Origin of the sequence: Streptomyces odontomachicola, from assembly GCF_039605595.1 — a bacterium.
In the GTDB taxonomy this organism is placed as follows: domain Bacteria; phylum Actinomycetota; class Actinomycetes; order Streptomycetales; family Streptomycetaceae; genus Streptomyces.
Genome location: NZ_JBCFOK010000004.1, coordinates 182,474 through 205,587, shown reverse-complemented (window position 1 = coordinate 205,587; position 23,114 = coordinate 182,474). Strand labels below are relative to the sequence as shown.

Genomic DNA, 23,114 nt, shown 5'->3' with positions numbered 1-23,114 from the left:
GCCCGCGCACCCGTGAGGGGCTAGAGAGCGAGCAGCTCCTTGGTCGTGATGGTGAGTAGCTCGGGTCCGCCGTCCGCCGCGGGGCGGACGACGAGTGTGTCGTCGATCCGGACGCCGCCCCGGCCCGGGAGGTGGACCCCCGGTTCGACGGTGACCGGCACACAAGGGTCCAGTTTACCCATGGCGGCAGGAGACAGCCGAGGGTCCTCACCGATTTCCAGTCCCACCCCGTGGCCCGTGGCCGTGCCCAGGGACTCCGCGTACCCCGCCGAGTCCAGCACCTGCCGCGCCGCGCGGTCCACATCGCGGCAGGCGGCGCCGGGCAGCAGCGCCTCGCGGGCCGCGCGCTGCGCGCCGAAGACCAGCTCGTACAGCTCGATCTGCCAGTCGTCGGGAGCGGTGCCGATGACGAAGGTGCGGCCGATCTGGCAGCGGTAGCCGCGGTAGTTGGCGCCCAGGCGCACCGAGAGGAAATCGCCCTCCTCCACGCGCCGGTCGGTGGGCAGATGACCGGGAATCCCCGAATTGCCGCCCGTGCCCACGGAGGTGGGGAAGGCGGGGCCCTCGGCGCCGTGGTCGATCAGGCGCCGCTCCAGCTCCAGCGACAGATGCCGCTCGGTGCGGCCGACCAGGATGGACTCCAGCAGCTCGCCGAGCGCCTGGTCGGTGATCTCGGCGGCGATGCGCAGCGCGGAGATCTCCTCCTCGTCCTTGATCACCCGCTGCTGCTCGACCCCGCCGCCGAGCCCGGTGAGGCGTACCCGGGGCGCCACGGAGCCCAGCGCCCTGTGCCTGGCCACCGTCAGATGGTGCTCCTCGACGGCGAGGCAGTGCGCGCCCGCGCGCTGCGCGAGGTCGGCCGCGACCACCGCCGCGTCCCCGTCGGGCGCGGCGACCTGGGCCGCGCGCAGCTCGTCCCCCGGGTACGAGCCCCCCGTCGAGGGCGCGTCGGCGCGGGCCGAGACGAGCGTGTCCTCCCCCTCGGGGCCGAGCAGCAGCGCGCCGTCGAGCGGGCGCCGGCCGGTCAGATAGTGGATGTTCGCGGGGCGGGAGACCAGGACGGCGTCGGCGGGCCCGCCCTCGGCCGTGCCCGCGGCGCAGCGCTCGCGGAGCCGGTTCCTGCGGGCCACATGCACGTCTGACATAGGGCCGAGGGTACGTAGCGGGGGCGCCGGCGGCCGGTACGGGAGGGCCGAGCGGGCGACGGGGTGTGTCGCGCGGGGGCCACGCGGTCAGGAGCAGCGCCGGCCGGTGCGGGTCCGCGCGCTCACCAGGCGGGCGGGCTGGCCAGGCTGCGGGCCACCACGTCGTCGAGCATCCGCGCCGTGGTGGCCACGTCCTGGCGGGAGTTGTCGATGATCGGGAGCCCGGATCCGTACCACCCCGCCATCCGCCCGTGGATCGCGGCGACCTCCTCGTCGCTGAGGCGGCGGTTGCCCGAGCGCTCGGCGTTCCGCTCCAGCACGACGTCGAGCCCGGGGAGCAGGACGACGGGGATCATGCCGGGGCCGACGTGCCGCTTCCAGCCGCCCAGGCCGACGACGGGCCGGTCGGGGAAGACCGCGTCGTCGAGCACGCAGGAGATCCCGTTGGCGAGGAAGTTGCGCGCCGCGAAGCCGCAGGTGCGGCGGGCCAGGCGGTACTGCGCCTCGGAGTGGTCGTTCCACCCCGCCTGCGGGTCTGCGAAGCCCGAGCGCACCCACTCGCGTACGTCGTCGAGGCTGATGTGCGCGGTGGGAACGGCGCGGTGCGCGGCCCAGTGCCGGGCCACGGTGGTCTTGCCCGCGCCGGCCGGGCCGATCAGCAGGACCGCCACCGCGGCGCGGGTGGCGTCGAGTTGGGCCGGGTCCTCGGCCGGTGCCGGTATCTCCACCGGGGTGCCGCTGGGCAGCCTGATGTGCCCGGTCGTCTCCGAGGGCCCCGGGGCCTGGCCGGGCGGCGGAGGCGGGACCGAACCGCCCTGCGCGGGGTGCTGCGCCGGATGCTGCGCGGGCTGTGCCGGATGCCCGGGCTGCTGCCGGCCCGGGTGCGCGGGCTGGGAGGGCTGCGCGTGCGGCGGCCCCGCGGGCGCGGGCGGCGGCGCGGCGGGCTGCGGCGGGGCCTGCGGGATCGGGGGCGGCTGGGCGGGGCCCGTGCCGTGGCCGTACGGGGGCTGGGCTGAGGCGCTCCAGCCGGGGGGCGGCGGCAGTGCCGGGAGCTGCGGGAGCGTCCGGCTGTAGCCCCGGCGTCCGTGGGGGACGGGCTGCTGCGCCCCGTACTCCTGCATCCGGCTCCCCACTCCGTCCCCTCGCGCCCGCGGTGGCCCGCGCGGCGCGCCGCTGCTCTGCCTGTGGTCGTCCGAGAGTAACGGACAGTACCCTCACCGGGTCCACGGGACGGCAACGGACGGGCGGCGCGAGAGGTGCCCGACTGCCGCGGGGCGGGCGGGTGTTGGGCTGGTCACGGGGGTGGAGTGGGAGCTTCCCCGGGCGCACGCGAAGCCATGTGCGGTACGCGGACGAAGCGGCGCAAGGCACGCAGCGTGGCGGGTGCGCGAAGCAGCGCCCCGGCCCTCATCGGGGGCCGGGGCGCAACCTCGTACGGGAACCGGAGATCAGTCGGCGATCTCGGCGTGGGCCGCGAGCAGCATCGCCGGGTCAGGGCCCTCCAGGACCGAGGGCTTGGCGAGGCCGTTGAGGACGATGAAGCGCAGCAGATCGCCGCGGGTCTTCTTGTCGACCTTCATGGTCTCCAGCAGCTTGGGCCACTGGTCGCCGCGGTAGGTGACCGGCAGCCCGACGGAACGGAGCACCGCGCGGTGCCGCTCGGCCGTCTCCTCGTCCAGGCGCCCGGCGATCCGCCCCAGCTCGGCGGCGAAGACCATGCCGACGGAGACCGCGGCGCCGTGCCGCCAGTTGTAGCGCTCGTTCTTCTCGATGGCGTGCGCGAGGGTGTGCCCGTAGTTGAGGATCTCGCGGCGCCCGGCCTCCTTGAGGTCGCCGGAGACCACCTCGGCCTTCACCCGGATCGCGCGCTCGATCAGCTCGGCGGTGTGCGGCCCCCCGGGGCTGCGCGCCCCCTCGGGGTCGGACTCGATCAGCTCCAGGATGCCCGGGTCGGCGATGAAGCCCGCCTTGATGACCTCGGCGAGCCCGCCCACGTAGTCGTGCACGCCCAGGGACTCCAGCGCGGCCAGGTCGCACAGCACGCCGGCCGGCGGGTGGAAGGCGCCCACCAGGTTCTTGCCCTCGGCGGTGTTGATGCCGGTCTTGCCTCCGACCGCGGCGTCGACCATGCCGAGCACGGTGGTGGGCACGGCGATCCAGCGCACCCCGCGCAGCCAGGTGGCCGCGACGAAGCCCGCCACGTCGGTGGTGGCCCCTCCCCCGACGCCGACGATCACGTCGCTGCGGGTGAACCCGGTCTGGCCCAGGGCCTTCCAGCAGTACTGGGCGACCTCCGCTGTCTTGGACTCCTCCGCGTTCGGGAGCTGGATCGCGATGGCCTCGTACCCCTGCGCGGCGAGGTCGTCGCGCAGCACGTCGCCGGTGGAGGCCAGCGCCTCCGGGTGGAGCACCGCGACGCGCTTGGCCTGGCTGCCGACCAACGACCCGAGGTCGCCCAGGAGTCGGTGTCCCACCAGCACGTCGTACGGTGCGGTCCCGTCCGTGCCGCCCACGGTGATGCGGGTCGGCGCTGCGGGCTCGGTGGACTCGGCGGTCATGACTGCTTCAGCTCCAGAGCTTCGAGGATTTCGTCCGCGATGTCGTCGGGCGTGCGCTGCTCGGTGTCCACCACGGCGCGGGCCACCTGCACGTACAGCGGGCGGCGCTCGTCCATCAGCTTCCGCCACTGCTGCCGGGGGTTGATCATCAGCAGCGGGCGCGGCGCGTCCAGGCCGACCCGCTTGACCGCCTCGGCCACCCCCATCTCCAGGAAGATCACGGGGTGCCCGGCGAGCAGCTCCCGGGTCTCCTCGGCGAGGACCGCGCCGCCGCCCAGGGCCAGCACCCCGTCGTGCTCGGCGAGTGCGGTGCGCACCGCGTCCCGCTCCAGGGCGCGGAAGTGCTCCTCGCCCTCCTCCAGGAAGATGTCCGAGATCGGCTTGCCCGCCGTGGCCACGATGTCGGCGTCGGTGTCCCGGCAGGTGAGGCCGAGCCGGGCGGCCAGCGCCTCGCCCACGGTGGTCTTGCCCACGCCCATCGGGCCGACCAGCACCACCGCCGGGCCCATCAGCGGATCTCCAGGTTGTCCAGGTAGCCGGTGACGTTGCGGCGGGTCTCGGGCACGCTGTCGCCGCCGAACTTCTCCGCCACCGCGTCCGCCAGCACCAGCGCCACCATGGCCTCGGCCACGATCCCGGCAGCCGGCACCGCGCACACGTCCGAGCGCTGGTGGTGGGCCGCGGTGGCCTCGCCGGTGGCCACGTCCACGGTGGCCAGCGCGCGCGGCACGGTCGCGATCGGCTTCATCGCGGCCCGCACCCGCAGGAGTTCACCGGTGGAGAGCCCGCCCTCGGTGCCGCCCGAGCGGCCCGACGTACGCCGGATGCCCTCGTCGGTCGAATGGATCTCGTCGTGCGCCTGCGATCCGGGCACCCGCGCCAGGTCGAAGCCGTCGCCCAGCTCCACGCCCTTGATCGCCTGGATGCCCATCAGCGCGCCGGCGAGACGCGCGTCCAGCTTGCGGTCCCAGTGCACGTGCGAGCCCAGGCCCACCGGCACGCCGTGCGCCACGACCTCGACCACGCCGCCCAGGGTGTCGCCGTCCTTGTGCGCCTGGTCGATCTGCTCGACCATCGCCGCGCTCGCGTCCGCGTCCAGGCAGCGCACCGGGTCAGCGTCCAGGGCCTCGACATCGCCGGGCTGCGGCACCCGTCCGTACGGAGCCTTCGCGGCGCCCAGCTCCACCACGTGCGAGACCAGCTCGATCCCGGCGGTCTCCTTCAGGTAGGAGCGGGCCACCGTGCCCAGCGCCACCCGCGCGGCGGTCTCCCGCGCGCTCGCGCGCTCCAGCACGGGGCGGGCCTCGTCGAACCCGTACTTCTGCATCCCGGCCAGGTCCGCGTGCCCGGGGCGGGGCCGGGTCAGCGGCGCGTTGCGCGCGAGCCCGTCCAGCTCGTCCTGCGGGACCGGGTCACCGGACATGACCTTCTCCCACTTGGGCCACTCGGTGTTCCCCACCATGATCGCGACCGGGGAGCCGAGGGTCAGCCCGTGCCGTACGCCGCCGAGGAAGGTGACCTCGTCGCGCTCGAACTTCATCCGGGCACCGCGCCCATAGCCCAGCCGCCGCCGCGCCAGCTCATCGGCCACCATCTCCGTGGTGACCGGGACGCCGGCGGGAAGACCCTCCAGCGTCGCCACGAGTGCGGGGCCGTGCGACTCCCCCGCCGTCAGCCAGCGCAACCTGCTCAACGGTGCTCCTCGAATCCGCGCGCTTCAGCGCCCATGTGCCTGTACCGGCATGTTCCGGTGCCGCCGATCCTCCCATGTCCGCGCGCCGTGCCCTGCGGCGGTCCACCACACGGACGGGAACGGAACGGGGCACTGCGGAGGGGTACGGGGCAGGCTCGGGAACCTCAGTGCACCCGCTCGCGCAGCGCCCGCTCCCCCGCCGCGCGCATCGCCGCGACCGGCGCGGGCCCGCGCCCCGTCATCTGCTCGACCTGGAACACGGCCTGATGCACCAGCAGGTCGAGCCCGTTGGCGACCGGCGCCCCGCGCTCCTGCCAGGCGGCGGCGAGCCGCGTGGGCCACGGGTCGTAGAGCACGTCGAAGAGGGTGCCTGGCCGCTCGGGCACGGCCCCGGCCAGCGCGTCCGTCGAACCGGCTGGTGTCGTCGCGATCACCAGCGGCGCGCTCAGCGCCTCGGCCGCCTCGGCCCACGCGGCGGTGCGCAGCCGCACCCCCAGCCGCTCGGCCCAGCCGTGCATCTCGCGCGCCCGCTCCTCGCTGCGTACGTACGCGGTGACCTCGCCCTCGCACACCCGGGCCAGCGCCGCCAGGGCCGAGGAGGCGGTGGCGCCCGCGCCGAGCACCGCGGCGCTCTCCACCCGCGTCACGCCGCGCTCCTCCAGCGCCGCGACCATGCCGGGGATGTCGGTGTTGTCGCCGAGCCGCCGTCCGTCCTCGGCGAAGACCACGGTGTTCACGGCCTCCACGGAGGCGGCCGCTGCGCTGATCTCGTCCAGCAGCGGGATCACGGCGCGCTTGAGCGGCATGGTGAGGGAGAGCCCGGCCCACGGTTCGCCGCCCTCGCGCTCGCGGAGGAGCCCCGCGAAGAAGTCCGCGAGCCCGGCCTCGTCCACCTCGTACCTGCCGTACGACCACCCGCCCAGGCCCAGCTCCGCATAGGCCGCTGCGTGCAGTTCGGGCGAGAGCGAATGGGCGATGGGCGAGCCGAGCACCGCGGCGCGCCCGCTCTCGCGCGGGGACCTGGGGGCTCGGCCGGTGGGCTGCTGGGGCATCAGCCGCCGTTCTCCTCACATGAATCCGGCACGCGGCGCGCTGCCGCGCCGCGTGCCCTCTGCTGCTGACTGCGTACTGCTCGCTGCGTACCGCCGACTTCCGTCGGGGCTGGGGGCTACTGCTGCTGGCGCTGTTCCCGGTTGAACTCCTGCACGTTCCTGTCGTGCTGCGCCTTGCTGGCGGTGAACCGGGTGTCACCGGCCTTGACCGTCACGAAGTAGAGCCAGTTGCCCTTGGTCGGCTTGAGCGCCGCCTCGATCGCCTGGTGGCCGGGGTTGTCGATCGGCCCGGGCGGCAGGCCCTTGTGCTTGTAGGTGTTGTACGGCGAGTCGAGCTGGGTGTCCCCTGTGCTGGTGTTCAGGGTCGAGCGGCCCAGCGCGTAGTTGATCGTCGAGTCGAAGCCGAGCGCCATGTTCTGGTCGATGCGGTTGTAGATGACCCGCGAGACCTTGCCGAACTCGTCCTTCTGCTGGGCCTCGGCCTGAATCAGCGAGGCCACCGTGATGATCTTCCGGGGCGAGGTGCCGTGCTTCTTCGCCGCCGCCTCCAGGCCGACCCGCGCGTACTCGGCCTCGGCGCGCTTGACCATCTGCCGCAGCACGTCGGCCGGCTTGGCGTTCTTGCCGACGCTGTACTTTGACGGGAAGAGGAAGCCCTCCGGCTTCCCGTGCGCCCACTCCGGCAGGCCCAGGTCGGCGGTCTTCGCCGTCTTCTCCGTGGTGCCCCCGGAGACGCCGATCTTCTTGTCGATGAGCTGGTACACGGCCTTGGCCCGCAGGCCCTCGGCGACGATGAGGCCGTTCTGACTGGAGGGGTCCAGCATCAGGTCGACGGCGCTGGCCCCCGACATCTCCTTGCGGAGCGTGTACGTGCCCGGGTGGATGCCCTGCGCCTTCTTGTTGGCGTTCGCCGCCTCGACGAAGGCGCCGCCGCTCTTCACCACGCCCTTGTTCTCCAGCACGGTGCCCATGTCGGCGAGCGCCGCGCCGTCCGGGATGTCCACCTGCACCTCGCCGGTGCCCGAGCCCTCGTAGTCGGGCGCGGGCGCGAAGTGCGAGGCGTAGAACTGCCAGCCGAACCAGCCGACGGCGCCGACCCCGCCCGCGATCACCAGCGAGACGAACAGGCAGGCGCAGCCGTTCTTCTTTTTCTTGGTGTCGCCCCTGCGGGTCCGGCCGTCCTTGCGCCCCTTCTTGCCGGGCCGCTCGCGCTCGTCCTCCTCCTCGGCCGCGCCGGAGAAGAAGGCGCTCTCGCCCTGGTCGGGCCCCGGGTCCCAGCCGGTCTCCGGGTCGGGTCCAGGACCCGCGTACTCCTGCGGCCCGGGCGGCACCGGGGCCTGATGCTCCCTCAGGTGCTGCGGCTGCGGCGGCGGATAGGCCTGCTCGGTGGCGTAGCCGTCCGGATAGCCCGCGTCGGTGACCGGGCCCTGGTAGACGGGCATCTCCGCGGTCCCGTACGGATCGACGGGCGGCATCCCGTACGGGTCGGTGGCGGCCGGTCCGCCGTACTGCGCCTGCGCGACGTACTCCGCGCCGCCCGGCTGCCCGGCGCCGAACGCCGGGTCGTAGCCGCCCTGGACGTAACCGCCCTGCGCGCCGCCCCAGCCGCCGTAGGGATCCTGCTGCTGGCCGTACTGCGCCGGGTACTGCTGAGGGGGGTACTGCTGCTGCCCCGGGTGCGGGTCGTACTGCTGCTGGCCGACCTGCTGGGGGTCCCAGTCACCGCCCTGGTAGGCGGCGGGCTGGCCGCCGTCCCATCCCTGCTCCCCGTACAGCGGGTCCTCGGGATGCCACGGTTGGGAGCCGGGTCCCCGGCCGTACTCAGTCATCGATCCCCTTGTGCCGCGAGGCGGCAGCCGGTCGCGTCGCGAGGCGCGGCGTCCGTGCCACCCGCCTGTGCGATCCGCGTTCGGACCGCTGCCGTGTCGCGCGGAACGTTACCGCACCGCGATCAGACAACCACCTCGACGCACTGCCCCGGAGCGGCCCCGGACACCCGTTCGGTCTCCAGGGCGCTCTGCAGGATGACCACGGCCGCTGCCTGGTCGATGCGGGACCGGCCCTTCTTGGAGCTGACTCCCGAGGCCCGCATCGACTGCGCCGCTGTGACGGTGCTCATGCGCTCGTCGACCAGCCGAACCGGCACAGGTGTGATCTTTTTCGCCAATTCCTCGGCGAATCCGCGCACTTTGGCCGCGGCCGGGCCCTCGCCCCCCTTGAGGGAGCGCGGGAGCCCGACCACCACCTCGATCGGCTCGTACTCCTCGACCAGCGCGGTGAGACGCCGGTGCGCGGCGGGCAGGTCGCGCCCGGGCACCGTCTCGACCGGAGTGGCCAGGAGCCCGTCGGGGTCGCTGCTCGCGACCCCGATCCGGGCGTCGCCGACGTCGACCGCCAGCCGCCTGCCGCGCCGCATCAGCGGGCCTCGGCGACCAGTCGCTCGACGGCCGCGATGGCCTCGGGCACGGCCTCGGCGTTCTGCCCGCCGCCCTGCGCGACGTCCGGCTTGCCGCCGCCACCGCCGCCGAGCGCCTTCGCGGCCGTACGCACCAGGTCGCCGGCCTTCAGGCCGCGGTCGCGCGCGTGGTCGTTGGTGGCGATGACGGTCAGCGGGCGCCCGTTGGTCACGGTGAACAGGGCGACCACGGCGGGCCGCCCGCCCGTGATGCGCTGCCGCACGTCCAGCACCAGGGTGCGCAGGTCGTCCGCGGTCGTGCCGTCCGGCACCTTGGCCGCGGCCAGCGCGATGCCGTGCACGTCCTTGGCGTCCTCGGCGATGCCGGCGGCGGCCTGGAGCACCTTCTCGGCGCGGAAGCGCTCGATCTCCTTCTCGGCGTCCCGCAGCTTGGTGAGCATCCCGGACACCTTCTCCGGCAGCTCCTCGGGGCGGCCCTTGATCAGCTCGCTGAGCTGGGAGACCACGGTGTGCTCGCGCGCGAGGAACTTGTAGGCGTCCACGCCGACCAGCGCCTCGACGCGGCGCACGCCGGAGCCGATGGAGGACTCGCCGAGCAGCTTGACCAGGCCGAGCTGCGCGGTGTTGTGCACGTGGGTGCCGCCGCACAGCTCCTTGGAGAAGTCGCCGATGGTCACGACGCGCACGGTGTCGCCGTACTTCTCGCCGAACTCGGCGAGCGCGCCCTGCTTGCGGGCCTCGTCGATGCCCATGTACTCGGACTGCACGTCGAGTTCGCGGCTGAGCACCTCGTTGATGCGCTGCTCCACGTCGGTGAGCACACCGCCGGGCACGGCCGAGGGCGAGCCGAAGTCGAAGCGGAAGCGGCCCGGCGAGTTCTCCGAACCGGCCTGCGCGGCCGTCGGGCCCAGCGCGTCGCGCAGCGCCTGGTGGGTGAGGTGGGTCGCGCTGTGCGCGCGGGCGATGGACCGGCGCCGGGTCACGTCGATCTCGGCGTACGCGGAGGCGCCGACGGTCACCTCGCCGACCTGGACGACGCCCTTGTGCACGCTCACGCCGGGCACCGGCTGCTGCACGTCGCGGACCTCGATCACGGCGCCGCTGTCCAGCCTGATCTTGCCGGTGTCGGCGAGCTGGCCGCCACCCTCGGCGTAGAAGGGGGTGCGGTCGAGCACGACCTCGACCTCGTCGCCCTCGTGGGCGGCGGGCGAGGTGACGCCGTCCACCAGCAGGCCGACGACCGCGGCCTCGTTCTCCGTACGGGCGTAGCCGGTGAAGTCGGTGGCGCCCGTGGAGTCGGCGATCTCGCGGTAGGCGGAGAGGTCGGCGTGGCCCTGCTTCTTGGCCTTGGCGTCGGCCTTCGCGCGCTCCCGCTGCTCCTTCATGAGCCGCCGGAAGCCCTCCTCGTCCACGGAGAGGCCCTGCTCGGCCGCCATCTCCAGGGTGAGGTCGATCGGGAAGCCCCAGGTGTCGTGGAGCAGGAACGCCTTGTCGCCGGGCAGCACGGAGGAGCCGGCGGTGCGGGTCTCCTCGACGGCCGTGTCCAGGATGTTGGTGCCGGCCTTGAGGGTCTTGAGGAAGGCGGCCTCCTCGGCGAGGGCGACCGTCTCGATGCGCTTGCGGTCCTCCTCCAGCTCCGGGTACTGCGGGGCCATCGCCTTGATGACGGTGTCCGTCAGCTCGGCCACGGTGGGCCCGGTGGCGCCGAGAATGCGCATGTTGCGGATGGCGCGGCGCATGATGCGGCGCAGCACATAGCCGCGGCCCTCGTTGCCGGGGGTGACGCCGTCGCCGATGAGCATGATCGACGTACGGATGTGGTCGCCGACGACGCGGAGCGAGACGTCCTGCTCCTCGGTGTCGCCGTAGCGCACGCCGGCGAGCTCGCCCGCCTTGTCGATGATCATGCGCGAGGTGTCGATCTCGTACATGTTGTGCACGCCCTGCAGGATCATCGCCAGGCGCTCGAGGCCGAGCCCGGTGTCGATGTTCTTGCTGGGCAGCTCGCCGAGGATCGGGAAGTCGGTCTTGGACTCGCCGGGGCCGCGCTCGTACTGCATGAAGACCAGGTTCCAGATCTCCACGTAGCGCTCGTCGTTGACGGCCGGGCCGCCCTCGGCGCCGAACTCGGGGCCGCGGTCGTAGTTGATCTCGGCGCACGGGCCGCAGGGGCCCGGGACGCCCATGGACCAGTAGTTCTCCTCCATGCCCAGGCGCTGGATGCGCTCGGCGGGCACGCCGACGACGTCGCGGAAGATGCGCTCGGCCTCGTCGTCCTGCTCGTAGACGGTGACCCAGAGCTTCTCGGCGTCCAGGCCGTAGCCGCCGTCCTCCACGGAGGAGGTCAGCAGCTCCCAGGCGAACTTGGCGGCGCCCTCCTTGAAGTAGTCGCCGAAGGAGAAGTTGCCGCACATCTGGAAGAAGGTGCCGTGCCGCGTGGTCTTGCCGACCTCTTCGATGTCCGGCGTGCGCACGCACTTCTGCACGCTGGTGGCGCGGTTGTACGGCGGCTTGACCTCGCCCAGGAAGTAGGGCTTGAAGGGGACCATGCCCGCGGGGACCAGAAGCAGCGTCGGGTCGTCCGCGATCAGCGACGCCGACGGCACGACGGTGTGCCCCCGCTCCTCGAAGAAGCGCAGCCAGCGGCGGCGGATTTCAGCCGACTCCATCAGTGGTCCTCATTCCGGTCGTAGTCGTGGACATAGGTGTGGGTGCCCAGTTCGGCCCTGCCGGGCTGGGCGGGGAGCTGCGAGCGCTCGGGCGGAGCCTGCGCGGTCAGGCCCAGCGCGTCCTTCAACTCGGTCTCGCGCTGGGACATTCCGGCGCGTACGTCGAGTGCGAAGTGCTTCAGCCTGTGGCCGCCCTCGACGGCCTTGTCCGCGGCCCGCACGGCGAGCGCGTCGGGTGCGAGTGCGCGGATCTTGCGCTGGACCTTGGTGGTGGCCCACACGCCGGCGGCGGCGCCGGTGGTGAACCAGAAGGCGCGGCGGAACATGGTGCGGATCAGCCCTTTCCGCGCTTGCGGCCTGTGCGGCTCTTCCGGGAGGCGGGGACCGTGCGGCTCACCACGACGCGGCGCGAGGGCACCGATTCGGCGGGCGCTCCCGCCTGCTTGCGGCCGAGCGCCCTGCGCACTCCGTAGCCGAACGCGGCGACCTTCACCAGCGGACCGCCGAAGGCGGTGGAGACGGTGGAGGAGAGCGCCGAGGCGTTGGAGGTGACCTCCTGGACATCGGTCGCGATGGCGTCCACCCGGTCGAGCTGGGACTGCGCGGACCGCACGGTCGCCGACGCCTCTCCCAGCAGGGGGACCGCCTGCTCCGTCACGCCCGTCACCAGCTTGGTCGCCGCCTTGAGCGTCTGCGCGAGCCTCACCAGCACCACGGCGAGGAACGACACCAGGATCGCCCAGAAGACGGCCACCAGGAGACCGGCCACTTCTCCACCGGACACGCTGCACCGCTTCTTTCGGATTGGTCTTGGGTCTAGGGTCTCGGGTCTTGATCGGCCGCCCTGCGACGGCCCCGGCCTCCGGTACGCGTCGGAACCGGCCGCCGACTGCCGCGCGGACCGGCTCCGTTCACCGCTGCCGGAGCGGCAGGTACCGACCTTATCGCGCCGCGCCCGCGCGCCCGTACCCGATTCCCACCGGGGCGCCGCACGCGCCGGACGCCGTCCGCGCGGGTCCGTGCGCGGGCCGCGCGCAGGCCCGGGCGCGGGCCCCGGAGGGCGCGATTGTACGGTGTGCGCACCGGCAAGTACGCTCCGTGTCTCATGGGACCCTCTGAGCGCTCCGGTTCCACGGAACAGGACCCCACCGCGGACTCGCGCACCCCGGGAAATCTGCCCGCTTCTCTGAATCGCTTCATCGGCCGCGAGGCCGAACTGGCCCGCCTCTGCGCCGCGTTGGAGGCCGAACGGCTGGTGACCGTCACCGGCGTGGGCGGCGTCGGCAAGTCCCGGCTCGTGCTGCACGCCGCCGAACGCGTGCAGGATCGCTTCTTCGACGGTGTCTGGCTGGTCGACCTCTCCGCGCTGCGGGACGAGGGCCTGCTGGACTACGCCGTGGCCGAGGCCCTGGGCCTCTCGGACAGCTCGGGGCGGTCCCCGCGCACCGTGGTCCAGCGGCACCTGCGCGACAAGCGGGCACTGCTCGTGCTGGACGGCTGCGAGCATCTGGCCGCCGAATGCGCGGAGTTGACCGACACGCTGCTGCGCGGCGCCCCGGGGCTGCGGGTGCTGGCCGCGGGCCGCCGCCCGCTGGAGCTCGTCGGGGAGCGGCTGCACACGCTGGCGCCGATGCCCGCCGACGAGGCCGTCGCGCTGTTCACCGAGCGCGCCGTGGCCGTGCTGCCGGACTTCACGGTCTCGGGCGCGGCGGACCGGGGCGCGGTCGCCGAGCTGTGCAGGAGGCTGGACGGCATCCCGCTGGCCCTCGAACTGGCGGCGGCGCAGCTCCGCGCGCTGTCCGTCGAGCAGATCGCGCACCGGCTCGATGACCGCTTCCGGCTGCTGACCGGGCAGAGCAGGAACGCCGTGCCGCGCCACCAGACGCTGCGCACCGCGATCGGCTGGAGCCACGAGCTGTGCTCGGACCCCGAGCGGCTGCTGTGGGCGCGGCTCTCGGTGTTCTCCGGCGACTTCGACCTGGAGGCCGCCGAGTACCTGTGCTCCGGCGGCCCCGAGCTGCCCGTGGAGGAGGTCCTGCCGGTCCTCGCGCAGCTCGTGGCCCAGTCGGTGGTCGTACGGGACGGCCGCGAGGGACCCTCGGGCCAGGCGCGGTACCACCTGCTGGACACGGTCCGCGAGTACGGCGCGCAGTGGCTGGAGGAGCTCGGCGAGAGCGAGCGGCTCAGGCGCCGGCACCGCGACTGGTATCTGGGGCTGGCCACCTGGTGCGAGCTGGACTGGTTCAGCCCGCAGCAGGCGGAGGTCGCGGCCCGTCTGGAACAGGAGCTGCCCAATCTCCGGCAGGCGCTGGAGCACAGCCTCGTCTGCCCGGAGGAGGCGCACCTGGGCCAGTACCTGGCGGGCACGCTCTGGTTCTTCTGGATCGGCTGCGGGCGCCTCACCGAGGGGCAGCTGTGGCTGGACCGCGCGCTGGCGATGGAGGGCGAGCAGCCCGAGGCGCGGGCCAAGGCGCTGTGGGTCTCCGGTCTCGCCTCGGTCGTGCGCGGGGACACCGTGTCCGCGCTCGGCACCCTGCACGAGTGCCTGGAGCTGGCCGGCGAGGAGGGCGACGAGACGGCGGCGGCGTACGCCACGCAGATGCTGGGCTGCCTCGCCGTGGTCGGCGACGACATGGCGCGCGGCAAGGCGCTGCTCGGCGACGCGCTGGACCGCTTCCGCGCGCTGGGCGAGCTGAACACGCTGGTGATCCTCGCCCAGGTCGAACTGGCCATGGCGCACGCCTTCGACGGCGAGCTCGACCAGGCCCTGGCGCTCGGCGAGGAGGCCCGCGACATCGCCGCGGAGAGCGGCGAGCGGTGGGCGCTCTCGTATGCGCTGTACGTGCTCGCGTACACGTGCATGGGCCGCGGGGAGCCGGAGCGCGCGCGGCGGCTGAGCGTGGAGTGCCTGGCCATCAAGCGGGAGCTGCACGACGTGCTCGGCATGGCGATGGCACTGGAGCACCTGGCCCCGCTGACCGCCGAGCACGAACCGGCCCGCGCGGCCGAGATGCTCGGCGCGGCGGTGACCGGCTGGCGCACGGTCGGCACCCGCCGCTTCGGCTCCCGGTACTTCGCGAGTGCGAGCGCCGGGTGCAGGGAGCGGGTGCGCGAGGCGCTGGGCGAGGAGGCGTACGAGCGCGCCTACCGGCGGGGCGTGGAGACCGGCCTGACCGCGCTGGTCACCCGCGAGATCAGCGAGTGCTTCGCGGACGCCGCGCACCGGCTGGGCCCGGAGGCCCCTGCGGGGGCGCAGCAGCGCGGCCGTTCCACGCGCGGTTCGGCGGGGCGGCTGCCCGAGCAGCACGCGGACTCGGGCGACCCCAGGGAGCCCGCAGCGCCGCCGCCCGCGGGCGGGGAGAGCGGCGGCGGCACGGGCTGAGCGCCGGGCTCACGAGGACCGTCGCGAAGGCCCCGTACGGGAGTGGGGTTTCCCGTACGGGGCCTTCGCGTGTGGAAATGCCGAGGGGCACGGCCCCCGGGTGCGGCAACGCGGCCGGGCCACCTCATCAGCGGGTGCTGAGGGTGGCCTACAAGGCGTCGCGCGCCTGCGCGGGTCAGAAGACCCGCGGAAACCCGGGGAGGTCCGTGCCCCGTGCCGGACGAACCGGCGTGCCGGCCGAAGCCGGCGAAGATGCCGGAGGATTCCGGCGGATGCGGCTCAGCGAGCGTAGTACTCGATGACGAGCTGCTCGTCGCACTGCACCGGAATTTCCTTCCGGTTCGGCTTCCGGTCCAGGCGGAACGCGAGGGCCTGGAGGTTGACCTCCAGGTAACGCGGGGTCTCGCCGTCGGGCGCATAGCCACCCTCGCGGGCGACCTGGAAGGGGTGCTTGTTGCGGCTGCGCTCGCGCACCATGATCACGTCGTCGGGACGCACGCGGAAGGACGGCTTGTCGACCTTCCGGTCGTTCACCGAGATGTGACCGTGCACGACCATCTGACGGGCCTGGTAGATGGTCCGGGCGATGCCGGAGCGGAGCACCAGGGCGTCGAGGCGCAGCTCCAGGTCGACGACGAGCGCCTCGGAGGTCTTGCCCTCCGCCTTGCGGGCGCTCTCGTACGCCTTCCGCATCTGGCTCTCGCTGATGTCGTACTGCGCGCGCAGACGCTGCTTCTCGAGCAGACGGACCTTGTAGTCACTGTTCTGCTTGCGGCCGCGGCCGTGCTCACCCGGGGGGTAGGGACGCTGCTCGAAGTACTTGACGGCCTTCGGGGTCAGCGCGATGCCGAGGGCACGCGACTTCTTGACCTTGGGACGCGACTGGTTCACGTTGAACGGACCTCCGTGTAAGTTAGGTGAGCCTTACCTTAGTCGAGGAGATCGCATGTTTCGACCTGGGATTCCCCTGCCCGGCACGGATGCCGAGGGGGATCAGCCGCGTCCCGTGGAAGACGCCCGGCAACCGACCGCTGCCGAGCGCGTACGAACCCTCGTGCAGTCCAGCGTATCTGCGTCGCTGACCATTCCGGGAACCGACGTCCCACAGGCGACCCCCGACCCGCTCGGCGCCGGAAACCCGGAGGCACGTGCCGTGACCCCCGAGGGAGACGTGCTGTTGCTGGTTCCGGCCGCCTCACCAGCGGCTCGGGCAGCCGCCTACGCGCAGGACGACGACGTCACAGCCGTGATGGAAGTCACGGACGTCGCCCCCGTCGCGGTCCCCCACAGGGTGCGCGGACGGGCCTGGGTCGCGGGCTGGCTCACGCCCGTGCGGAACGGGGACAGGCCGAAATGCGAGCGCCTCATCGCCGAGCAGTGCCCCGAGCAGCCCGCTCCCGACGTCCCGTGGATGCTGCTGCGCCTGGAGGTCGGCGAGGCGTACGTCGACGATCTGTGGGGCGAGGAGCAGGTGGAGCCCGAGGAGTTCGCGGCGGCCGAGCCCGATCCGCTGGCCCGGCACGAGGCGGAGCTGCTCCAGCACCTGTCGGCCGCGCACGACGGGCAGGTGCGCAGCCTGTGCTCGCTGCTGGGGGACGAGGACGCCGTGTGCGGGGTCCGCGACCAGGTGGTGCCGCTGGCGCTGGACCGGCACGGGATGCGGGTGCGCTTCTGCGGCCGGGCGCAGTGCTTCGACGCGCGCTTCGAATTCCCCGAACCGGTGGGCGACGTGGCCCAGTTGAGGCGCGCCATGCACGCGCTCTTCGAGGCCGCGGCCGAGGAGGGGTGAGGAGCCGGGCGCGGGAGACCGCCCGCGCGAGTGCCGGCACGGAAACTGTCCGCTTACGGACCACGGCCCGCACCCGCGTACGAGACCGGAGCCCGGCGGAGCGCACCGCACCGCATTCCGCCGGGCTCCCGCCCTACTCCGCCGGGCTCTCGCCCCGCAGCCGGGCCCGCACGCGCTCGGCGACCTCCGCGTAGCGCGCCTCGGCCCCGTACCTCGTGGGCTCGTAGTAGCGCTTGCCGTGGATCTCGTCCGGGGCGTACTGCTGCGCGGCGATGCCGCCCGGGAGGTCGTGCGGATACTGATAGCCCTGGCCGTGGCCGAGCTTCTGAGAGCCCTTGTAGTGGCTGTCGCGCAGATGGGGCGGGACCGGACCCGCCTTGCCCGCGCGCACGTCCGCGAGGGCGGCGTCGATCGCCATGTACGCCGCGTTGGACTTGGGCGCGAGGGCCAGCGCCACGGTGCACTGGCCGAGCGTGATCCGCGCCTCCGGGAAACCGATCATGGCCACGGCCTGCGCGGTCGCCACGGCGGTCTGCAGCGCGCTCGGGTCGGCCATCCCGATGTCCTCGCTCGCGGAGATCATCAGGCGCCTGGCGATGAACCGCGGGTCCTCCCCCGCCTCGATCATGCGCGCCAGATAGTGCAGCGCGGCGTCCACGTCGGAGCCGCGGATGGACTTGATGAGGGCGCTGGCGACGTCGTAGTGCTGGTCGCCGTCGCGGTCGTACTTCACCGCGGCCCGGTCGACCGCCTCCTCCAGCGTGCCGAGGGAGATCTCCTTCTCCCCCTTGGCGAGCGCGGAGCCCGCGCCCGCCTCCAGCGCCGTGAGCGCCCGCCGCGCGTCGCCCCCGGCGATCCTCAGCAGGTGCTCCTCGCCCTCCTCAGGGAGCGACACAGCGCCGTTGAGACCCCGCTCCTCCTCGACCGCGCGGCGCAGCAGGTCGCGGATGTCCTCGTCGGTCAGCGGCTCCAGGGTGAGCAGCAGCGAGCGGGAGAGGAGCGGGGAGATCACCGAGAAGTACGGATTCTCGGTGGTGGCGGCGATGAGGGTGACCCAGCGATTCTCCACAGCGGGAAGCAGGGAGTCCTGCTGGGCCTTGCTGAAGCGGTGGATCTCGTCGAGGAAGAGGACCGTGTCCTTGCCATACGCGCCGGAGGAGCGCTTGGCGCCCTCGATGACGGAGCGCACCTCCTTCACGCCAGCGGTGATCGCGGAGAGCTCCACGAAGCGCGCGTCGGTGGCCTGGCTGACGACATACGCCAGGGTCGTCTTGCCGATGCCGGGCGGGCCCCAGAGCAGCACCGAGGAGGCGCCGGCCGGGCCCTTGCCGCCCTCCCCCACCAGGCGGCGCAACGGCGAGCCCGGGCGCAGCAGATGCTGCTGCCCCACGACCTCGTCGAGGGTGCGCGGACGCATCCGCACGGCCAGGGGGCTGGCCGAGGGGTCCTGGCCCTGACGGTCCTCGGCGGCTGCGGTGAACAGGTCGGGTTCCACGCCGGAAACCCTAAGTCAGACCACTGACAACCGAAGCGGGCCGGGGATCACACCCCGGCCCGCGGCCCCGTGTTCGGCTCCGAAGTCGGCTCCGGGCTCGGCTCCAGCTCAGGCGGCCGACCGCCTCAGCTCGTCCAGAAGTTCCACCAGCGGGTCAGGATCAGCATGCCGATGATGCCCATGTGCAGCACCGGCATCACCCACGGGAACTCCTCGAAGAACCCGCGCACCCCGCGCGGCGTCGGCAGGAAACCATTCTTCACGTTGTGCGCCGTCACGTACCAGAACATGACGATGGTGGCCGCCCACGCGAGGCAGCACCACAGGCAGAGGGCGTTGATGTTGTACAGCGACTGGTACATCAGCCAGGTGCAGAAGCCGACGCCGAAGAGGGTGCCGGCGTTGAAGGTGAGCCAATACCAGCGCGGGAAGCGGGCGCCGGTCAGCAGGGTCACGCCCACGCAGACCACGATCGCGTAGGCGACCAGGCCGATCATGGGGTTCGGCGCGCCGAAGGCGGCCGCCTGGTCGCTCTTCATGACGCTGCCGCAGGAGACCACCGGGTTCATGCTGCACCCGGGCTTGAAGTTGGGGTCCTCCAGCAGCTTGAACTTGTCGAGCGTGATCACCCAGGAGGCCAGGATGCCGGCGGCCGCCGTGACGATCAGCATCCACGCGAAGGCGCGCCCCGTGCCGGCCGAGGCTCTGACGGTGGCCGCCGGGCCTGAGCCTGTACGTGTCTCGTCCCTCGGTGCCGTGGTCGCCATAGCCCTGCTCGTCCTGTCGTCTCGGTCCTCCGCACGGGCCGCGCAGCCGCGCCCTGCGGAAACATGAATGGTCCCTGGTGCCGCCAATTGTGCACCAGGGACCACTTTCTCAGCCGTGAATCACCCGAGCCGGGACCGCACTTCGGCCACCACACGATCGAGTGCCACCGGGTCCTGCTCCCCGCTCTCCAGGTCCTTGAGCTGGGCCACACCCTCGGCGAGGTCGCGCTCGCCGATGAGCAGCGCGAAGCGCGCGCCGGAGCGGTTGGCGGACTTCATCGCGTTCTTCATGCCCTTGCCGCCGTACGCGAGGTCGGCGGCGACGCCCGCGCGGCGCAGCTCCGTCACGGCGCCGAAGACCGCGCTCCGCGCCTCCTCGCCGATCGGGACGGCGAACACGTCGGTGGCTGAGGGCACTTCGAGCTCCACGCCCTCGGCCTCCAGCGCCAGCACCGTACGGTCGACGCCCAGCGCCCAGCCCACGGACGGCAGCGCGGGGCCGCCGATCATCTCGGAGAGGCCGTCGTAGCGGCCGCCGCCGCCCACGGCGGACTGCGAGCCGAGGCCGTCGTGGACGAACTCGAAGGTGGTGCGGGTGTAGTAGTCCAGCCCGCGCACGAGCTTCGGGTCGTCCTCGTACGCGACGCCCGCCGCGGTCAGGAGCTCGCGCACCTGCTCGTGGTACGCCTTGCAGTCCTCGCACAGGTGGTCGCGCATCATGGGCGCGCCGGTGAGCTGGCTCTGGACGCTCTCGCGCTTGTCGTCGAGGACCCGCAGCGGGTTGATGTCGATGCGCTTGCGGGTGTCCTCGTCGAGGTCGAGGCCGCGCAGGAAGTCCTGGAGCGCGGCACGGTAGACCGGCCTGCACTCCTTGTCGCCCAGCGAGTTGAGCAGGATGCGGAAGTCCTTCAGGCCCAGCGAGCGGTACGCGTCGTGCGCCAGGATGATCAACTCGGCGTCCAGCTGCGGGTCCTCGGCCCCGATGGCCTCGGCGCCGACCTGCGAGAAGTGCCGGTAGCGGCCCTTCTGCGCGCGCTCATAGCGGTAGTAGGAGCCCGAATACCAGAGCTTGACCGGCAGGTTGCCGCTCTTGTGGAGGTTCGCCTCCAGGGCGGCGCGCAGCACGGAGGCGGTGCCCTCGGGGCGCAGCGCGAGCTCGTCGCCGCCCTTGGTGGTGAGGGTGTACATCTCCTTGGTCACGATGTCGGTGGACTCCCCGACACCGCGCGCGAACAGCTCGACGTTCTCGAAGCCGGGGGTCTCGACATAGCCGTACCCGGCGCGGCGCAGCGGCGCCGACAGCCCCTCGCGCACGGCGAGGAAGCCGGCGGAGCGCGGCGGGATCAGGTCGTAGGTGCCCTTGGGGGCCTTGAAGGTGCTCACGGAAACTTCGTCACATTCCTCGTCGCGGGGCGGCGTCGGCGTCCGCCGCTCCCGGGCCTGCGGCCACCTGCCGCATGAACGGATTGGTGGCGCGCTCCTGGCCGATGGTGGTCTGGGGGCCGTGCCCTGACAGCACCACGGTCTCGTCCCGCAGCGGCAGGCACACGCGCGCCAGCGACTGCAGGAGTTCGGCGTGGTCGCCGCCCGGCAGGTCGGAGCGTCCTACGGAGCCGGCGAACAGCAGGTCGCCCGAGAAGAAGACAGGCGGGACATCCGCCTGTTCGGGCATCCCGAAGGTCACCGACCCCTTGGTATGGCCCGGCGCGTGCGCCACGTCGAATTCGAGCCCCGCCAGCTCCAGCTTCGCCCCGTCGGTGAGCGTCTGTACGTCGTCCGGCTCGCCGACCGTGAGCTCGCCCATGAGCGGCTGCCCGATGCTGCGGCCGAGGGCCTTCTCGGGGTCGCTCATCATGTAGCGGTCCTCGGGGTGGATCCAGGCGGGCACGTCATGCGCCCCGCACACGGGCACCACGGAGGCGACATGGTCGATATGGCCATGAGTGAGGATCACCGCTACCGGCTTGAGCCGGTGCTTGGCGACGGCCTCCTGGACGCCCTCGGCGGCCTGGTGGCCCGGATCGATGATCACGCACTCCTCACCCGCGCCCGGGGCGACCAGATAACAATTGGTCCCCCAGGCCCCGGCGGGGAACCCGGCAACGAGCACGATCGTCCTTCAGTCGTCCGACAGTAGGGGTACGGCGGTTCTGCGAGGTCACAGCCTACCGGCGGCGGTCCGGGCGCGGCGAACCCGTTCCCGGCGCCCGCACCGCGCTCCCGCGCCCGCACACGGCGCCGTGCCCGGCACACCGCTCCGGCCTCGGAGGAGGGCCCGTGGAGAGAACGAGAGACCGCAGGAAGCGGCTGGCCCGCGAGAAGTTCGAGCGCAGGCGGCAGCGGGAGGCGGAGCGCCGCCGCAGGTTCCGCGCGCGCGGCATCGCACTCGCCGCCGTGCTGGCCCTGCTGGCCGCCGCCTGCGCCGTGTACGCCGCGACGGGCGGCTTCGGCGCGTAGCCGGCACACCCGCGTACGGGCGCCTCGTCCGACTCCCCTGCCGTGTGCGGCACTTGGCCGCCGTGCCCGGCCGCGTACGGACGGCGGGAGCGGGCGCGCGGCGCGGGAAGGGCGGGGCCGGCGGGAACACGGCGCCGGCTTCCGGAGTTGTCGCCGTCCGGGCGGTGCCGCGCGAGCCCTGACCGGGTGCGACCGGCGCGGCGTGTGTCCGGGCGAGCACCGCGTACGAACCAGAAATTTCGCCCCGGCCGGATGCGGACAGCGGTGCCACCGGTCGCCTATGTTGGCCTAGACGAGAACTGTGGACGATGCCGGGGGCCCGCGGACCGCACAGCACAAGGCTGTGGCGGGCCGCCGCGACCCCTCACGAGCATCATGTGGAGGAGGCGCTGTGAGCAGCGACCCGTGGGGCCGCGTCGACGAGGCGGGGACCGTGTACGTGCGTACGGCGGACGGCGAGAAGGTCGTCGGCTCGTGGCAGGCGGGCTCCCCCGAAGAGGCGCTCGCCTACTTCAAGCGCAAGTACGAGGGCCTGGTCGTGGAGATCGGCCTCCTCGAACGCCGCCTGAAGAGCACCGACCTGTCCGCCAAGGACGCCATGACCGCCATCGGCCACCTGCGGGAACAGGTGGACGAGCACCACGCGGTCGGCGACCTGGACGCGCTGCGCGCGCGGCTGGACAAGCTGGTCGAGGCGGTCGAGCAGCGCCGCGAGGAGCGCAAGGTCCAGAAGGCCAAGCAGTCGGAGGAGGCCAGGGGTGCCAAGCAGGAGCTGGTCGCCGAGGCCGAGGAGCTGGCGCAGAGCGAGCAGTGGCGCGCGGCGGGCGAGCGGCTGCGGGCCCTGGTGGAGACCTGGAAGGGCCTGCCCCGCCTGGACCGCAAGACCGACGACGAGCTGTGGCACCGCTTCTCGCACGCCCGCTCGGCGTTCTCCAAGCGCCGCAAGGCGCACTTCGCGCAGCTGGACGCGCAGCGCGAGGAGGCGCGCAAGCGCAAGGAGAAGCTGGTCGCCGAGGCCGAGGCGCTCTCCGACTCGCGCGACTGGGGCCCGACGGCCGCCAAGTACCGCGAGCTGATGCAGGAGTGGAAGGCCGCGGGCCGCGCCCAGCGGGAGTACGAGGACGATCTGTGGCGGCGCTTCCGCGGCGCCCAGGACGTCTTCTTCCAGGCGCGCGGCGAGGTGTTCGCGGAGCGCGACGCCGAGCAGCGGGAGAATCTGACGCTCAAGGAGGAGCTGGCCGCCGAGGCGGAGAAGCTGCTCCCGGTCACCGACCTCAAGTCGGCCCGCGGCGCGTTCCGTTCGATCAACGAGCGCTGGGACGCGATCGGCCACGTGCCGCGCGACTCCAAGGCGAAGATCGAGGGCCGGATGCACGCGGTGGAGCGCGCGATCCAGGAGGCCGAGGAGGCCGAGTGGCGCCGCACCAACCCGGAGGCGCGGGCCCGCGCAGCGGGTCTCACCGGCCAGCTCCAGGACGCGGTGGACAAGCTGCGCGCGCAGGCCGAGCAGGCGCGTTCGGCGGGCAACACCGCGAAGGCGGAGAAGCTGGAGAAGGAGCTCGCGGGGCGCCAGCAGCTTCTGGACCAGGCGCTGAAGGGCCTGGAGGAGTTCGGCGGCTGACACCCCGCCGCATGTGTGTGGCATGAGTTGAGCCCCGGCGCCAGGCGCCGGGGCTCAACTCATATGCGGC

At 72.9% G+C, this 23,114-nt stretch carries 20 protein-coding genes; 4 read left to right on the top strand and 16 right to left on the bottom strand.

Annotated elements, in window-relative coordinates; genetic code table 11:
* Positions 1-20: 20 nt before the first annotated feature.
* From ABEE00_RS08705 to ABEE00_RS08655, 11 genes are all read right to left on the bottom strand, one after another.
* Positions 21-1,145, bottom strand: a complete 1,125-nt coding sequence (locus ABEE00_RS08705; RefSeq protein ID WP_345744711.1) for an aminopeptidase P family protein — start codon at positions 1,143-1,145, stop codon at positions 21-23.
* Between the two features lie 122 nt (positions 1,146-1,267).
* A complete protein-coding gene (locus tag ABEE00_RS08700; protein WP_345744710.1) occupies positions 1,268-2,266 on the bottom strand; it encodes an AAA family ATPase in 999 nt (332 codons plus the stop codon).
* Positions 2,267-2,593: 327 nt separating this feature from the next.
* On the bottom strand, positions 2,594-3,703 hold the full coding sequence (aroB, locus tag ABEE00_RS08695) for a 3-dehydroquinate synthase (RefSeq protein ID WP_345744709.1): 1,110 nt from the start codon (positions 3,701-3,703) through the stop codon (positions 2,594-2,596).
* Positions 3,700-4,215 (bottom strand): shikimate kinase, encoded by a 516-nt coding sequence (locus tag ABEE00_RS08690; protein ID WP_345744976.1) that lies wholly within the window; start codon positions 4,213-4,215, stop codon positions 3,700-3,702. The genes aroB and ABEE00_RS08690 overlap by 4 nt, the downstream gene beginning before the upstream one ends.
* Positions 4,212-5,396: a chorismate synthase gene (aroC, locus tag ABEE00_RS08685; RefSeq protein ID WP_345744708.1), complete on the bottom strand. Its 1,185-nt coding sequence runs from the start codon at positions 5,394-5,396 to the stop codon at positions 4,212-4,214. Before aroC ends, ABEE00_RS08690 begins: the two co-directional genes overlap by 4 nt.
* Before the next feature lie 164 nt (positions 5,397-5,560).
* A complete protein-coding gene (locus tag ABEE00_RS08680; RefSeq protein WP_345744707.1) occupies positions 5,561-6,448 on the bottom strand; it encodes a shikimate dehydrogenase in 888 nt (295 codons plus the stop codon).
* A 116-nt stretch (positions 6,449-6,564) separates the two neighbouring features.
* Complete coding sequence (gene mltG / locus ABEE00_RS08675) at positions 6,565-8,277, bottom strand: endolytic transglycosylase MltG (RefSeq protein ID WP_345744706.1); 1,713 nt, start codon at positions 8,275-8,277, stop codon at positions 6,565-6,567.
* A 122-nt stretch (positions 8,278-8,399) separates the two neighbouring features.
* Complete coding sequence (ruvX, locus tag ABEE00_RS08670; protein WP_345744705.1) at positions 8,400-8,864, bottom strand: Holliday junction resolvase RuvX; 465 nt, start codon at positions 8,862-8,864, stop codon at positions 8,400-8,402.
* Positions 8,864-11,533, bottom strand: coding sequence for an alanine--tRNA ligase (gene alaS, locus ABEE00_RS08665; RefSeq protein ID WP_345744704.1), 2,670 nt, complete (start codon positions 11,531-11,533; stop codon positions 8,864-8,866). Before alaS ends, ruvX begins: the two co-directional genes overlap by 1 nt.
* Positions 11,533-11,859, bottom strand: a complete 327-nt coding sequence (locus tag ABEE00_RS08660) for a DUF6167 family protein (RefSeq protein WP_345744703.1) — start codon at positions 11,857-11,859, stop codon at positions 11,533-11,535. The genes alaS and ABEE00_RS08660 overlap by 1 nt, the downstream gene beginning before the upstream one ends.
* 8 nt (positions 11,860-11,867) lie before the next feature.
* Entirely contained in the window at positions 11,868-12,317 is a 450-nt protein-coding gene (locus ABEE00_RS08655) for a DUF948 domain-containing protein (protein WP_345744702.1), read from the bottom strand.
* Positions 12,318-12,638: 321 nt separating this feature from the next.
* Here ABEE00_RS08655 and ABEE00_RS08650 point away from each other — a divergent pair, with 321 nt between their 5' ends.
* Positions 12,639-14,915 carry an ATP-binding protein gene (locus ABEE00_RS08650; protein ID WP_345744701.1) on the top strand — a complete coding sequence of 759 codons (2,277 nt, stop codon included), beginning with the start codon at positions 12,639-12,641 and terminating at the stop codon, positions 14,913-14,915.
* Positions 14,916-15,194: 279 nt separating this feature from the next.
* Here ABEE00_RS08650 and rpsD read toward each other — a convergent pair whose 3' ends face one another.
* A complete protein-coding gene (gene rpsD / locus ABEE00_RS08645; protein ID WP_345744700.1) occupies positions 15,195-15,806 on the bottom strand; it encodes a 30S ribosomal protein S4 in 612 nt (203 codons plus the stop codon).
* Between the two features lie 55 nt (positions 15,807-15,861).
* Here rpsD and ABEE00_RS08640 point away from each other — a divergent pair, with 55 nt between their 5' ends.
* Positions 15,862-16,704, top strand: a complete 843-nt coding sequence (locus tag ABEE00_RS08640; RefSeq protein ID WP_345744699.1) for a DUF2470 domain-containing protein — start codon at positions 15,862-15,864, stop codon at positions 16,702-16,704.
* Between the two features lie 133 nt (positions 16,705-16,837).
* Here the strand turns inward: ABEE00_RS08640 and ABEE00_RS08635 are convergent, their stop codons facing one another.
* The 4 genes from ABEE00_RS08635 to ABEE00_RS08620 all read right to left on the bottom strand — a co-directional run bounded on the left by ABEE00_RS08635 (position 16,838) and on the right by ABEE00_RS08620 (position 21,076).
* A complete protein-coding gene (locus tag ABEE00_RS08635) occupies positions 16,838-18,199 on the bottom strand; it encodes a replication-associated recombination protein A (protein WP_345744698.1) in 1,362 nt (453 codons plus the stop codon).
* A gap of 125 nt (positions 18,200-18,324) precedes the next feature.
* A complete protein-coding gene (locus tag ABEE00_RS08630) occupies positions 18,325-18,966 on the bottom strand; it encodes a vitamin K epoxide reductase family protein (protein ID WP_345744697.1) in 642 nt (213 codons plus the stop codon).
* A gap of 120 nt (positions 18,967-19,086) precedes the next feature.
* Positions 19,087-20,349: a histidine--tRNA ligase gene (gene hisS / locus ABEE00_RS08625; protein WP_345744696.1), complete on the bottom strand. Its 1,263-nt coding sequence runs from the start codon at positions 20,347-20,349 to the stop codon at positions 19,087-19,089.
* Between the two features lie 10 nt (positions 20,350-20,359).
* Positions 20,360-21,076, bottom strand: a complete 717-nt coding sequence (locus ABEE00_RS08620; RefSeq protein ID WP_345744695.1) for an MBL fold metallo-hydrolase — start codon at positions 21,074-21,076, stop codon at positions 20,360-20,362.
* A gap of 167 nt (positions 21,077-21,243) precedes the next feature.
* Here ABEE00_RS08620 and ABEE00_RS08615 point away from each other — a divergent pair, with 167 nt between their 5' ends.
* Together ABEE00_RS08615 and ABEE00_RS08610 are read left to right on the top strand one after the other, a co-directional pair.
* The gene (locus tag ABEE00_RS08615) at positions 21,244-21,423 is read left to right on the top strand and encodes a hypothetical protein (protein WP_345744694.1); all 180 of its coding nucleotides are present in this window, start codon (positions 21,244-21,246) and stop codon (positions 21,421-21,423) included.
* A 391-nt stretch (positions 21,424-21,814) separates the two neighbouring features.
* Positions 21,815-23,044 carry a DUF349 domain-containing protein gene (locus tag ABEE00_RS08610; RefSeq protein WP_345744693.1) on the top strand — a complete coding sequence of 410 codons (1,230 nt, stop codon included), beginning with the start codon at positions 21,815-21,817 and terminating at the stop codon, positions 23,042-23,044.
* The last annotated feature ends 70 nt before the right edge of the window (positions 23,045-23,114 follow it).